The following is a 12,093-nucleotide window of genomic DNA, read 5'->3' as shown; positions in this document are numbered from 1 at the left end:
TTGTATTATACAATAGTGCTTTTTCACAAGGTTCATGGACGGCCGCAATGCGTTATGCTGGTTTAATTAAACCGGCTATGCGACAGTGGTGGTCATACTTTGCGATTGCTTTCGAGATACGTTTATGTCCTTTTTGCTGCACCAGGCGCGCTTTCTGACTACGGTCAATCATTTACGCGATTTGCCAGCTTCGCCATTACCTGAGGTCGCTTTTGCGGGTCGTTCTAATGCGGGCAAATCAACTGCGATTAACGTACTTTGTAATCAAAAGCGCCTTGCTTTTGCAAGCAAAACACCAGGACGCACACAACATATTAATTATTTTTCGGTCGGCCCAATCCAACAACCTACTGGCCATTTGATCGATTTACCTGGCTACGGCTACGCTGAAGTCCCGTTTAGCGTACAGGTGCATTGGGAGCAATTGTTAGGCGGCTACCTCCAAACTCGTACTCAGTTATGCGGTTTAATTTTATTGATGGATTCGCGCCGCCCATGCACCGAACTTGATTGCCAGATGATCGAATGGTTTGCCTCAACTGGCAAGCCAATTCATGTGCTACTCACTAAGGCGGATAAGTTGACCCGGCAAGCCAGCCTGAACACGCTACGCACCGTGCAACAAAAACTCGCTCAATATGCAGTGACATTAGACGCGCCCAATCCATGCACCGTACAGCTCTTCTCCGCGTCAAAGCGGACCGGCCTTGAAGATGCGCACCGCGCGATTGAAGCATGGCTAAAGCCCAACGCCCATCCATAAAGAAATAATTTTGCAAATCGCTCACACAATTTATCCAACTTGGTTTATAGTTAACCTAATAAGGATATTTAGTGGGAGAGTGAAATGATAAGTGCCCCAGATTCGAACACACTTCAGAGATTTGCAATGACCAAGGCTTTATTTGATACTTTTAAATTTGTTAAACGCATGCAAGCAGCAGGCGTTCCTAGCGCTCAGGCCGAAGTTTTGTCAGAAGCTTTAGTCTCTAACTTGCAAGGATTGGCGACTAAAGAAGATTTGAACCATGCAATTGGCGATGTGCGTAAAGATATAGGCATTCTGCGCAAAGAGGTCGATTTTAAAATTGAACGCTCAACTTTTTCAGTCCGACAAGAAATGGCCGCTCACAAACTCTCTATTGTTAAATGGATGATTGGCCTGGCCATTGCCCAGATGGGGTTAATCATTGGCATATCCAATTTCTTTGCAATGAAACTAGCGGGTTAAGCGGGTTGCTGCGAATCTATGAATCATAAATGGGAAAAAAAATCCGCCGTCAAAGCGGCGGTGAAAAGCCTGGCTTTTACACAGCAGGCCCCCGCTCAGGGAGGAGAAGCGGGGAGCTTATGCACTAAAATACATAGCTCGATTCTGATCATATACTAACTCTCTGAAAAAGTTCAGAGTTTATCCTCCAATTTATCTTATGAGTACTTACCCTATTTATCGCTCACGCCGGATGCGCGCTAACGAATTTTCTCGCCGCTTATTACGTGAACATGTACTAACCACTAATGATCTGATTTATCCGGTTTTTATTATTGAAGGTCATCAAGTGCGGCAACCGGTATCGTCAATGCCAGGGGTTGAACGGCTATCGCTTGATTTATTGCTACCGGTTGCGCAGCAATGCGTCGAGTTGCGCATACCCGTGCTGGCGCTTTTTCCAATGATTGAGCCGTCTCTGAAAACGCCCGATGGCCTAGCTGCAACGCGGGCTGATGGCTTGATTCCACGAGCCGTGCGCGAGCTAAAACACCGTTTTCCAGAATTAGGCGTGATGACCGATGTTGCACTCGATACTTACACAAGCCATGGGCAGGATGGCACGATCGATGAAACAGGTGCTATTCTCAACGATGAAACCGTTGAAATTTTAGTCAAACAAGCCGCTGCGCACGCTGAAGCTGGCGCCGACATCATTGCGCCGTCGGATATGATGGACGGCCGAATTGGCGCCATTCGCAGCATGCTTGAGAGCAATGGATACCACCACACAAAAATTATGGCTTATGCCGCCAAATATGCTTCCGCCTTTTATGGCCCGTTCCGGGAAGCTGTAGGATCAGCGGTTCAGCTTGGTCAAAGCAACAAAATGACTTATCAAATGGATCCAGCCAATAGTGATGAAGCATTGCGTGAGGTCGCGATGGATATCGCAGAAGGCGCTGATATGGTGATGGTTAAGCCCGGTATGCCTTACCTCGATATTGTGCGGCTCGTAAAAGATGAGTTTCGATTCCCAACTTATGCTTACCAGGTAAGCGGTGAGTATGCGATGCTTAAAGCAGCCGCTCAAAACGGTTGGCTCCAGCATGATCAGGTCATGCTGGAGTCGTTATTAGCTTTTAAACGGGCCGGAGCGGATGGCGTATTGACTTATTTTGCCTTAGATGCGGCAAGGTGTCTGCGCTCCATTGGCTAAAAATAAGCTTCTAGCGCTTTACTGAACCAGATAAATGGGTTCGATTTTTTCCAAAAAAAGGCCGGGTGATTGATATCCAATCATCCGTAATGCATTGATTTCATGCCCGCTTGCATCAAAAAATAGGATTGCAGGAGGTCCGTATAAACCAAACTGCTTAAGCAATGCGCGGTGCTCGCGGTTATTCTCCGTCACATCAACGCGTAACACATTAAAGCGCTTTAGTTGTGCCTGCACCCGGCTATCAGTTAAAGTATTTTCTTCCATTTCACGGCAACTGGCGCACCAGTCAGCATAAAATTCGAGCATACTTGGCCGCCCATTCGCTTTAATTTTATGCTGGAGTTCGCTATCTGATTGAATCAATGTAAAGTCTGCTGACCCAGGCTGTAGCGGGTGGCTGAGTGCTACGGTTGCGGATTGGCCAGCAGTTGGCATGCGAGTTGCACGCCACGTTATGCCTATATTTTGCCAACTCAACGCTGATGTTAACAATGGAAAAACTAGCCAGACCGCAACGGCGACGAGTAATAATCCAAACACCCGCTTAATCCCGTTCATCCAAGCGCCGGCACGAGGCAATATATTCCCCGCGCCAATACCAACCAGCAGCAATGGCACCCCCATACCCAGCGCCATTAAAAAAAGTGCGCTACCCCCTAATATTAGATTACCTGTATGAGCAATAAACGTCAGTACACCAAATAGCGGCGCCGTCATGCACGCACCAATAATCAGTGCTGATAAAGCACCCATCGTAAATACAGCAAGCCATTTACCGCCTTTTAATTTACGCCCTAATAACACATTATTGATGCGATTCTGCCAAAGCTGTGGTAGTTGCAATTCGTAATAACCGAATAAGGAAAGAGCAAAGGCAAATAATAATAGTGCAAAAACACCACGCACCCACGGGTTTTGTAGATCTGGGCCGAGACTATAGCCGGCCAAAGCGGCTAGCATACCCAAAGCCGTATAAACGAGCGCCATCCCAAACACATAGGTTACCGATAGCATCAAACTGCGCAAGCGCGTAAGCTGCGTTCCTTCACCCACAATCAGTGCCGATAGAATAGGAATCATCGGCAAGGAGCACGGAAATAGGCTCAATGCGCCCCCCAATCCAAAGAAAATAATCAACGTGGTGATGAAATCATGCCCGTCAAACACCGCTTCTGCATATTGAGAGCTGTAAAGATGAGCCAGAGAATCGGAGAGGTAGCGCATACTTAAACGCTCTCCAAGCGTACGTAGCCCTGCATTGGCTACTTTCGGATGAGCTTCTGCTTTTATCCTCTGTAATGCAACGCCTTTGATGAATATAAAATGCATCATCGGTGGATAACAGAGTCCCTGGTCTGCACAGCCCTGTGTGCGAACCGCAAGCTCAAAAGGGCCTTCGGCATGCGTCACAGGAAGGTAAATGACGACTTTGCTCCGGTAGGTTTCAATATTTTTTTGCAGCGTGCTATCGAATTTAATTTGGCCCGGCGGCAACACCGGCGCGCCTAGCGTGGCCCCCCCGCGCCCAACGCTAAACTCAAAATGCTCACGATACATGGAATAGCCATGCGCAATCGAGAAATGCAATTCAATGCCACCAGGTCGTTCTAGCACGCTCATTTGAAAAGCTGCTTTGGCATCAAGAAAAGCGCCATTGGCTGATACCAGTGCACTAGAAAACAGCGCCCACATCAGAAAGATGATCTTCCTGATCAACTGCAAACGCTGGATAGAATCACTCAACATAACAAATCTTTTCATGCTTTAGTGCACCACAAATAGAAAACCAGGCACTTGGCCTGGTCTTTATCTTGCTATGTATGACGCTTTTAAGCGCTTCTCTTTAGATGCTGGATTCCTGCTCTTCTACCACGTCAGTTGCCTGCAACGCATTGTTGAGCGGGCGATCAACCAATTCAACAAACGCCATAGGCGCATTATCGCCCTTCCGAAAACCGCATTTGAGAATGCGCAAATAACCGCCGGGTCGATTAGCATAACGAGGACCCAACACCTCAAATAATTTAATCACCGCAGCGCGATCACGCAGACGATTAAATGCCAAACGATGATTGGCAAGGGTTGGCGTTTTACCGGTTGTGAGCAATGGTTCGACCACTTTACGCAATGCTTTTGCTTTAGGCAAAGTGGTTTTAATAATTTCATGCTCAATCAACGAGACAGACATATTTTTCAGCATCGCCAAGCGATGGCTGCTGGTACGGTTCAGTTTGCGTAAACCATGACGATGACGCATATTGACATCCTTAAGTAAAAAGTTTTATTCCAGCTCTTTTTGATATCTAAGCAGATAACAGGCCGGTAGTTAAAGTTTAAATCCCACCATCAGAACTCATTAAAAACACGCCGCAAAGACTGAAATTCTTTACGGCGTGAGGGTGTTTATCTATCAAGATTGACGGGTGGCCAAGTTTCAAGTTTCATACCTAGCGCCAAGCCACGTGTGGCAAGCACCTCTTTGATCTCGTTGAGTGATTTTTTACCGAGGTTCGGTGTTTTCAGTAACTCATTCTCAGTACGCTGAATCAGATCGCCGATATAGTAAATATTTTCAGCTTTCAAACAATTCAAGGAGCGTACGGTCAACTCCAGATCTTCCACTGAACGCAGCAGAATCGGGTCAATTTGCGGTGCTCGTGAAGGAAGCTCGGCACTGACTTCAGAACCTTCTAGTGCAGCGAATACCGATAACTGATCAACTAAAATCCCTGCCGCCTGACGAATGGCCTCTTCCGGTGATAGCGCGCCATTTGTCTCGATGTTCATGACTAATTTATCGAGATCAGTACGCTGCTCAACGCGCGCGCTCTCCACTGTATAGCTCACTCGCCTAACTGGAGAAAATGAAGCGTCTAACACAATCCGACCGACCGATCGGGTCGCTTCTTCACCATAATGGCGAACGTTGCCAGGTACATAGCCGCGGCCTTTCTCAACCTTAATCTGAAGGTCAAGCTTGCCCCCTTTGGAGAGGTGCGCGATCACATATTCTGGATTAATCACCTCGCAGTCATGTGGCAGCTCAATATCGGCAGCGGTGACGATGCCTTCGCCTTCTTTACGCAATGAAACGGTGACTTCATCGCGGTTATGCAAGAGAAAGACAATCCCTTTTAAATTCAACAACAAATTGATTACATCTTCTTGCACGCCATCCATAGTCGAATATTCGTGCACGACCCCGCCAATCGCAACCTCAGTTGGTGCATAGCCAGTCATTGAGGACAACAACACGCGCCTTAGCGCATTGCCTAAAGTATGGCCATAGCCACGCTCAAAAGGTTCCATGACCACTTTTGCATGGTTGCCGCCCACCATCTCAACTGCAATTATCCTGGGCTTCAACAGATTGTTCTGCATAGGTTTTCCTTTTAATGCCCGCAGCTCATTATGTCTGTAGGGCTGACAGGTGATAACCTGAAAAACTCAGCCGCGGCGCTCCATCATCAAAGCGCAACGGCTTTGATTCAATTACCGTGAATACAATTCAACAATCAAACTTTCATTAATATCGCCTGCAATCTCACTACGCTCCGGCGCTTGCTTGAAAGTTCCTTCTAATTTATTCGCGTCGACTGTAACCCAGGCTGGAAAGCCAATTTGCCCAGCTAATCCTACCGCCTCTTGAATGCGAGTTTGCTGTTTTGCTTTTTCACGTACCGCGATGAGATCACCCGCTTTCACCTGCAAAGACGGAATGTTAGCAACCTGTCCATTCACCGTAATTGCGCAATGGCTTACCAACTGTCGTGCTTCGGCACGAGTTGAACCATAGCCCATCCGGTAAACAACGTTGTCCAGTCTAGATTCAAGTAATTGTAAAAGCAATTCGCCCGTATTACCTTTACGACGGTCTGCCTCAGTGAAATAACGGCGGAATTGACGCTCAAGCACCCCGTAAACACGTTTGACTTTTTGCTTTTCACGCAATTGATTACCGTAATCGGACGCACGGTTATTGCCAGAAGAAGCACGACCATGTTGACCGGGCTTGCTGTCGAGCTTGCATTTATCTGCAAGTGCGCGGCGTGTACTTTTTAGGAAAAGGTCAGTCCCTTCCCGGCGAGATAATTTAGCTTTAGGGCCTATATAGCGTGCCACTTTTCATTCCTTTTAAATAGATCACACGAATTGAATTCGCGTTAGTCTTGCCTAATGGCTAGACGGTGGGCTTATGGCGATGAACAAAAACTTCGATTTTTAAATCCGACGGCGCTTTGGTGGACGGCAACCATTATGTGGAATCGGCGTCACATCAGAAATTTCAGTGACTTTAATGCCAAGACCATGTAACGCTCGCACGGCTGATTCCCGCCCAGGACCTGGACCTTTAATTCTAACTTCGACCGTTTTCAAGCCATATTCAAGTGCTGTCCGGCCGGCTGATTCAGCCGCAATCTGAGCCGCATATGGGGTCGATTTACGCGAACCTTTAAACCCCTGACCACCTGCGGTTGCCCAAACAAAAGCATTACCTTGACGATCAGTGAAGACGATAATCGTGTTATTGAATGATGCATGAACATGCACCACGCCTTCTGTAATATTTCTTTTAACTTTTTTGCGAGCACGTTGTGTCGCAGCGTTATTTGAAGCCTTAGCCATTTCCTGTCCTGTACTTAACTATCTAAGCTTATTTCTTGAGAGAAGCCGCAGCGCGCCTTGGACCTTTGCGAGTACGCGCATTTGTCCGAGTCCGCTGGCCTCTGACGGGCAATCCCTTGCGATGCCGCACTCCACGGTAGCAACCAATGTCCGTCAAAAGCTTAATGCTCATTGACACTTCACGGCGCAAATCACCTTCAACTTTAAATCTACCGACTTGCTCACGCAATTTCTCAAGATCTTCATCGTCAAGATCTTTAACTTTTTTTGTAATTGGTACGCCAGACTCCTGACAAATCGTCAGTGCACGTGTACGGCCAATGCCGTAGATAGCGGTCAGTCCAATTACGATATGCTGATGATTCGGGATATTTACCCCAGCAATACGAGCCATTGTTATTCCTTATCAACCTTGACGTTGCTTGTGGCGCTGATCGGAGCTGCAAATCACACGCACAACGCCTTTGCGTCTGACAATTTTACAATTACGACAAATACATTTAACTGATGCCATGACTTTCATATAAGACCTTTTTAATCATTTCGCCCGGAATATAATCCGCGCACGAGACAAATCATAAGGGGTTAATTCCACCGTCACTTTGTCACCTGGCAAAATCCGAATATAATGCATCCGCATTTTGCCAGAAATATGTCCCAATACGATAGGACCATTTTCCAATTTGACCCGGAAAGTAGCATTAGGAAGGTTTTCAAGCACTTCCCCTTGCATTTGAATTACATCATCTTTCGCCATAAACCCCTAACTCAGAAATCTCTTTTAGATCCTTATTTTAACGGATCGGGAGACTGCCGCCCTTAAAATTGGCTTTACGAAGCAAAGACTCGTATTGTTGCGACATCAAATACGATCGAACTTGCTCCATAAAATCCATTGTCACCACAACAATAATGAGTAATGACGTTCCGCCAAAATAAAACGGCACATTCCAGCGCAATACTAAAAACTCAGGTAGTAAGCACACGAATACAATATAAACAGCACCAGCCAATGTCAGACGCGTCAGAATTTTATCAATATAACGCGCGGTTTGATCACCTGGTCGAATACCTGGCACAAAAGCACCGCTTTTCTTTAAGTTATCCGCCGTTTCTTTACTATTAAATACTAACGCAGTATAAAAGAAGCAAAAGAAAACAATCGCCAATGCATAAAGCGTCACATAAACCGGCTGTCCTGGCGCTAACATAGCAGCCACATCGTGTAGCCAACGCAGCGTTGAATCCGCACCAGAACTAAACCAACCTGCAATAGTTGCTGGAAATAAAATGATCGACGACGCAAAAATCGGTGGAATCACGCCAGCCATATTCAACTTGAGAGGCAAGTGTGAAGCTTGTCCGCCATAAAGCTTATTCCCAACTTGGCGTTTAGCGTAATTGACCAAAATTTTGCGCTGGCCTCGCTCAACAAATACTACGAAATACGTTACCGCAGCAATCAGCGCAATCACGATCAAAGCCGAAATAATGCTCATCGCGTTCGTGCGGACTAATTCAAAGAGGCCACCAATTGCATTCGGTAGACCAGCAGCAATCCCAGCGAAAATGATAATTGAAATTCCATTACCCAAACCCCGCTCGGTAATTTGCTCGCCCAGCCACATCAAGAACATCGTACCCGTGACCAACGTCACTACCGTAGTCAGGCGGAACATAAAGCTTGGATCAAGCACAAGGCCGACTTGGCTTTCTAGCGCAAGCGCGATGCTAAAGGCCTGAAATGTAGCGAGGAACACCGTAAAATACCGTGTGTACTGAGTAATTTTACGTTGACCAGCTTGCCCTTCTTTTTTAAGCGCTTCGAGTTGTGGCGAGATAATCGTCAGCAACTGCATGATAATCGAAGCCGAAATATACGGCATAATCCCCAGCGCAAATATGGTAAAGCGCGACAAAGCACCGCCTGAGAACATATTAAACATGCCCAGAATCCCGCCTTGTTGGCTCTGAAAAAGCTTAGCCAACTGATCAGGATCTATGCCAGGCACAGGGATATGCGCGCCAATCCGATAAACTACCAATGCTAACAGCAAAAATAGGGCGCGCTTAAATAAGTCGCCATATTTCGCCGTTGGTTTACCGTTTTTCGCAAGATTTGGGCGCTTAGCCAAAAAACTTCTCCGATGCTACTAATTGATTCATTAATTGCTGTCTATTTAGACCACCGAACCATGCGCTGCTTCTATCGCGCGCCGTGCGCCGACGGTTGCCGCGATTCCCTCTAAAGCCACTTTACGCGTCAATTCACCTGACGCGATGACCTTAACCCGAGACACCAACTCACCGATCAAGCCTGCTTGCTTCAAGACCAATAAATCAATTTCATCGACCGGCAGCTTTTGCAAATCAGAAAGCGTAATTTGACCGCACAGCTTCTTTGTCAGCGACTTAAAACCACGCTTTGGCAACCGCCGCTGCAATGGCATTTGTCCACCTTCAAAGCCAACTTTATGAAAACCGCCAGCACGTGATTTCTGCCCTTTATGACCCCGGCCGGCCGTTTTGCCTATGCCAGAACCCATGCCGCGGCCCACACGCCGCTTCGCGTGCTTGGCGCCAGCAGCAGGTTTAAGTTGATTCAATTCCATTAGAACTCCTTGGACCTTCGCTTAATTCACGACTTTAACAAGGTAAGATACCTTGTTAATCATGCCGCGTACCGCGGGGGTATCTTGTAACTCACTAATTGAGTTAACACGCTTCAGACCTAACCCCCGAATCGTCGCACGGTGTGACTCACGTGTACCGATCAGGCTCTTGATAAGCTGAATTTTGACAGTTTGATTTGACATTTTGGTACGATCTCTGCAGGTCTTTTAATTCAAAATTTGCTCAACCGTCTTACCACGCTTGGCAGCAATATCCGCCGGCGTAGACTGCTTACGCAAACCATCGAGCGCTGCTCGCACAACGTTGTACGAATTGGTTGAGCCGTAAATTTTAGCCATTACATTACGCACGCCAATCACATGAAACACTGCGCGCATTGGACCACCACTTTTAATTCCCGTACCTTCTTTAGCAGGGGCCATCAAAATGGTCGTGGCGCCATGTTTCCCAGGCACTTCATGCTGCAACGTTCCATTATGCAACTGAACTTTAAACATGTTGCGACGAGCTTGCTCCATGGCTTTTTGGACCGCGACCGGCACTTCTTTTGCCTTGCCCTTGCCCATGCCAATGCGCCCATCGCCATCGCCAACCACTGTTAGAACAGCAAAGCCTAAAATACGACCGCCTTTAACGACTTTAGTGACACGTTTGACGGAGACCATCTTTTCGCGAAGGCCATCGTCTCGTTCTTCAAGCTGAGCTTTCGCTTGCATTTTTGCCATGACGAATTTTTTCCTTAAAACTTGAGGCCAGCTTCGCGCGCCGCTTCCGCAAGCGCTTTAACACGGCCGTGGTAGCGAAAACCTGAACGATCAAAGGCAACGGTTTCAATACCAGCCACCTTCGCTTTTTGCGCAATCCGCTGTCCAATAATGGTAGCTGCAGCAATATTCGCGCCTTTCCCGCTTTTATCTGCAAGTTGCTGACGCACTTCTGCTTCAATCGTCGACGCACTCGCTAATATCTTGGCGCCGCACGGTGAAAATACTTGCGCATAAATATGCGTATTAGTACGATGCACAGCTAGCCGATGAACTTTTAATTCAGCGATTTTGCTCCGCGTCTGACAGGCACGGCGGAGACGAGATTGTTTTTTATCCATAACGAGCAACCTTATTTTTTCTTGGTTTCTTTGAGGATCACAACCTCATCGACATAACGCACGCCTTTACCTTTATAAGGCTCAGGTGGACGATAAGCACGCACCTCTGCAGCAACTTGCCCGACTTTTTGTTTATCGATTCCTTTAATCAGAATCTCAGTCTGAACTGGCGTTTCTACTGTAATGCCTGCTGGCATTTGGTGCACAACCGGATGCGAATAACCTACTGACAAATTCAATTTATCGCCTTGAGCTTGCGCACGGTAACCAACGCCGACCAAGGTGAGCTTACGCTCAAATCCCCGTGACACGCCCTGCACCATATTGGCCACAAGTGCACGCATCGTACCCGACATAGCATTCGCTTCACGGCTGTCATCAGCCGGCTCAAAAGTTACCACGCCATTAGCCTGATGAACTTTAACCAACTTATTCTCAGCTACTGACATTGAACCCAAAGGCCCTTTGACCGTGAGCATGCCACTATCTAGCGACAAATCTACGCCCGCTGGCAATTCAACGGGACTCTTACCTACTCGAGACATCCTTGTTTCTCCTTAGCGGCGGTCTCAAAAATTATGCGACGTAACAAAGAACTTCGCCGCCGACTCCAGCCGCACGCGCTTTACGATCCGTCATCACACCTTTAGGGGTGGAAACAATCGCTACGCCAAGGCCATTCATGACTTTGGGAATATCATGCCGCCCTTTATATACAGGACAACCTGGACGCGAAACACGCTCTATACGCTCAATCACAGGGCGACCAGCATAATACTTCAGCCCAAGATTTAGCTCTGCTTTAGCGCCTTCCGATTTAACTGAAAAATCTTCAATATAACCTTCGTCCCGCAATACCTGCGCAATCGCAACTTTGATTTTAGAAGACGGCATCGCAACAGATAATTTGTTGACCATCTGCGCATTGCGAACGCGAGTCAGCATATCGGCGATAGGATCACTCATGCTCATTTAGATTACTCCTCACCAGCTCGCTTTTATCAGACCTGGAATTTCGCCACGAAAGGCAATTTCACGAATCTTGCCACGGGCAAGACCAAATTTCCTAAAAGTGCCACGCGGGCGACCAGTCAAGGCGCAACGATTACGCTTACGAGTTGGATTCGCATTACGCGGCAATTGCTGCAACTGCAAGCGCGCTTCATAACGATCTTCATCTGATCTTTTTGAATCATCGATGATCGCTTTTAAAGCCGCCCGCTTAGGAGCGTATTTTTGCGCTAGATGCGCACGTTTTTTCTCGCGTTCAATTAACGATAACTTAGCCACGGAAAC

19 protein-coding genes are annotated in these 12,093 nt (G+C 47.2%); 3 read left to right on the top strand and 16 right to left on the bottom strand.

Going from position 1 to position 12,093, the window contains the following annotated elements:
- Positions 1 to 124 precede the first annotated feature (124 nt).
- From yihA to hemB, 3 genes are all read left to right on the top strand, one after another.
- On the top strand, positions 125 to 763 hold the full coding sequence (gene yihA, locus MPB2EB_RS01305; protein WP_185182088.1) for a ribosome biogenesis GTP-binding protein YihA/YsxC: 639 nt from the start codon (positions 125 to 127) through the stop codon (positions 761 to 763).
- Positions 764 to 889: 126 nt separating this feature from the next.
- On the top strand, positions 890 to 1,231 hold the full coding sequence (locus MPB2EB_RS01300) for a hypothetical protein (protein ID WP_185182087.1): 342 nt from the start codon (positions 890 to 892) through the stop codon (positions 1,229 to 1,231).
- Positions 1,232 to 1,430: 199 nt separating this feature from the next.
- A complete protein-coding gene (hemB, locus tag MPB2EB_RS01295; RefSeq protein WP_185182086.1) occupies positions 1,431 to 2,429 on the top strand; it encodes a porphobilinogen synthase in 999 nt (332 codons plus the stop codon).
- Between the two features lie 18 nt (positions 2,430 to 2,447).
- On the opposite strand, the gene dsbD is transcribed toward hemB, so the two are convergent.
- From dsbD to rpsN, 16 genes are all read right to left on the bottom strand, one after another.
- The gene (gene dsbD / locus MPB2EB_RS01290) at positions 2,448 to 4,178 is read right to left on the bottom strand and encodes a protein-disulfide reductase DsbD (RefSeq protein WP_185182085.1); all 1,731 of its coding nucleotides are present in this window, start codon (positions 4,176 to 4,178) and stop codon (positions 2,448 to 2,450) included.
- Between the two features lie 97 nt (positions 4,179 to 4,275).
- The gene (rplQ, locus tag MPB2EB_RS01285; protein ID WP_185182084.1) at positions 4,276 to 4,689 is read right to left on the bottom strand and encodes a 50S ribosomal protein L17; all 414 of its coding nucleotides are present in this window, start codon (positions 4,687 to 4,689) and stop codon (positions 4,276 to 4,278) included.
- A 146-nt stretch (positions 4,690 to 4,835) separates the two neighbouring features.
- Positions 4,836 to 5,813: a DNA-directed RNA polymerase subunit alpha gene (gene rpoA / locus MPB2EB_RS01280; protein ID WP_185182083.1), complete on the bottom strand. Its 978-nt coding sequence runs from the start codon at positions 5,811 to 5,813 to the stop codon at positions 4,836 to 4,838.
- Positions 5,814 to 5,924: 111 nt separating this feature from the next.
- A complete protein-coding gene (rpsD, locus tag MPB2EB_RS01275; RefSeq protein WP_185182082.1) occupies positions 5,925 to 6,554 on the bottom strand; it encodes a 30S ribosomal protein S4 in 630 nt (209 codons plus the stop codon).
- A gap of 99 nt (positions 6,555 to 6,653) precedes the next feature.
- Positions 6,654 to 7,058, bottom strand: a complete 405-nt coding sequence (rpsK, locus tag MPB2EB_RS01270) for a 30S ribosomal protein S11 (RefSeq protein ID WP_185182081.1) — start codon at positions 7,056 to 7,058, stop codon at positions 6,654 to 6,656.
- A gap of 28 nt (positions 7,059 to 7,086) precedes the next feature.
- Positions 7,087 to 7,452 carry a 30S ribosomal protein S13 gene (rpsM, locus tag MPB2EB_RS01265; protein ID WP_185182080.1) on the bottom strand — a complete coding sequence of 122 codons (366 nt, stop codon included), beginning with the start codon at positions 7,450 to 7,452 and terminating at the stop codon, positions 7,087 to 7,089.
- A gap of 12 nt (positions 7,453 to 7,464) precedes the next feature.
- Complete coding sequence (gene rpmJ, locus MPB2EB_RS01260; protein WP_185182079.1) at positions 7,465 to 7,581, bottom strand: 50S ribosomal protein L36; 117 nt, start codon at positions 7,579 to 7,581, stop codon at positions 7,465 to 7,467.
- A 15-nt stretch (positions 7,582 to 7,596) separates the two neighbouring features.
- Positions 7,597 to 7,815, bottom strand: a complete 219-nt coding sequence (gene infA, locus MPB2EB_RS01255; protein WP_185182078.1) for a translation initiation factor IF-1 — start codon at positions 7,813 to 7,815, stop codon at positions 7,597 to 7,599.
- 37 nt (positions 7,816 to 7,852) lie between these two features.
- Entirely contained in the window at positions 7,853 to 9,193 is a 1,341-nt protein-coding gene (gene secY, locus MPB2EB_RS01250) for a preprotein translocase subunit SecY (RefSeq protein ID WP_185182077.1), read from the bottom strand.
- A 45-nt stretch (positions 9,194 to 9,238) separates the two neighbouring features.
- Entirely contained in the window at positions 9,239 to 9,670 is a 432-nt protein-coding gene (gene rplO / locus MPB2EB_RS01245; RefSeq protein WP_185182076.1) for a 50S ribosomal protein L15, read from the bottom strand.
- A gap of 21 nt (positions 9,671 to 9,691) precedes the next feature.
- Positions 9,692 to 9,874, bottom strand: coding sequence for a 50S ribosomal protein L30 (rpmD, locus tag MPB2EB_RS01240; RefSeq protein WP_185182075.1), 183 nt, complete (start codon positions 9,872 to 9,874; stop codon positions 9,692 to 9,694).
- Between the two features lie 24 nt (positions 9,875 to 9,898).
- Positions 9,899 to 10,417 carry a 30S ribosomal protein S5 gene (rpsE, locus tag MPB2EB_RS01235; protein WP_185182074.1) on the bottom strand — a complete coding sequence of 173 codons (519 nt, stop codon included), beginning with the start codon at positions 10,415 to 10,417 and terminating at the stop codon, positions 9,899 to 9,901.
- Between the two features lie 14 nt (positions 10,418 to 10,431).
- Positions 10,432 to 10,797, bottom strand: a complete 366-nt coding sequence (rplR, locus tag MPB2EB_RS01230) for a 50S ribosomal protein L18 (RefSeq protein WP_185182073.1) — start codon at positions 10,795 to 10,797, stop codon at positions 10,432 to 10,434.
- A gap of 11 nt (positions 10,798 to 10,808) precedes the next feature.
- Complete coding sequence (gene rplF, locus MPB2EB_RS01225) at positions 10,809 to 11,342, bottom strand: 50S ribosomal protein L6 (protein ID WP_185182072.1); 534 nt, start codon at positions 11,340 to 11,342, stop codon at positions 10,809 to 10,811.
- Positions 11,343 to 11,373: 31 nt separating this feature from the next.
- Positions 11,374 to 11,769, bottom strand: coding sequence for a 30S ribosomal protein S8 (rpsH, locus tag MPB2EB_RS01220; RefSeq protein ID WP_185182071.1), 396 nt, complete (start codon positions 11,767 to 11,769; stop codon positions 11,374 to 11,376).
- Positions 11,770 to 11,781: 12 nt separating this feature from the next.
- Positions 11,782 to 12,087, bottom strand: a complete 306-nt coding sequence (gene rpsN / locus MPB2EB_RS01215) for a 30S ribosomal protein S14 (protein WP_185182070.1) — start codon at positions 12,085 to 12,087, stop codon at positions 11,782 to 11,784.
- Positions 12,088 to 12,093 lie beyond the last annotated feature (6 nt).

Origin of the sequence: Mycoavidus sp. B2-EB (assembly GCF_014218255.1) — a bacterium.
In the GTDB taxonomy this organism is placed as follows: domain Bacteria; phylum Pseudomonadota; class Gammaproteobacteria; order Burkholderiales; family Burkholderiaceae; genus Mycoavidus.
This window is presented reverse-complemented; position numbering and strand designations above follow the sequence as displayed.

Bases quoted from the DNA above. Each gene is read 5' to 3' on its own strand.
- yihA (WP_185182088.1), top strand. From the start codon at position 125: ATGTCCTTTTTGCTGCACCAGGCGCGCTTTCTGACTACGGTCAATCAT.
- MPB2EB_RS01300 (WP_185182087.1), top strand. From the start codon at position 890: ATGACCAAGGCTTTATTTGATACTTTTAAATTTGTTAAACGCATGCAA.
- hemB (WP_185182086.1), top strand. From the start codon at position 1,431: ATGAGTACTTACCCTATTTATCGCTCACGCCGGATGCGCGCTAACGAA.
- dsbD (WP_185182085.1), bottom strand. From the start codon at position 4,178: ATGTTGAGTGATTCTATCCAGCGTTTGCAGTTGATCAGGAAGATCATC.
- rplQ (WP_185182084.1), bottom strand. From the start codon at position 4,689: ATGCGTCATCGTCATGGTTTACGCAAACTGAACCGTACCAGCAGCCAT.
- rpoA (WP_185182083.1), bottom strand. From the start codon at position 5,813: ATGCAGAACAATCTGTTGAAGCCCAGGATAATTGCAGTTGAGATGGTG.
- rpsK (WP_185182081.1), bottom strand. From the start codon at position 7,058: ATGGCTAAGGCTTCAAATAACGCTGCGACACAACGTGCTCGCAAAAAA.
- rpsM (WP_185182080.1), bottom strand. From the start codon at position 7,452: ATGGCTCGTATTGCTGGGGTAAATATCCCGAATCATCAGCATATCGTA.
- rpmJ (WP_185182079.1), bottom strand. From the start codon at position 7,581: ATGAAAGTCATGGCATCAGTTAAATGTATTTGTCGTAATTGTAAAATT.
- infA (WP_185182078.1), bottom strand. From the start codon at position 7,815: ATGGCGAAAGATGATGTAATTCAAATGCAAGGGGAAGTGCTTGAAAAC.
- rplO (WP_185182076.1), bottom strand. From the start codon at position 9,670: ATGGAATTGAATCAACTTAAACCTGCTGCTGGCGCCAAGCACGCGAAG.
- rpmD (WP_185182075.1), bottom strand. From the start codon at position 9,874: ATGTCAAATCAAACTGTCAAAATTCAGCTTATCAAGAGCCTGATCGGT.
- rpsE (WP_185182074.1), bottom strand. From the start codon at position 10,417: ATGGCAAAAATGCAAGCGAAAGCTCAGCTTGAAGAACGAGACGATGGC.
- rplR (WP_185182073.1), bottom strand. From the start codon at position 10,797: ATGGATAAAAAACAATCTCGTCTCCGCCGTGCCTGTCAGACGCGGAGC.
- rplF (WP_185182072.1), bottom strand. From the start codon at position 11,342: ATGTCTCGAGTAGGTAAGAGTCCCGTTGAATTGCCAGCGGGCGTAGAT.
- rpsH (WP_185182071.1), bottom strand. From the start codon at position 11,769: ATGAGCATGAGTGATCCTATCGCCGATATGCTGACTCGCGTTCGCAAT.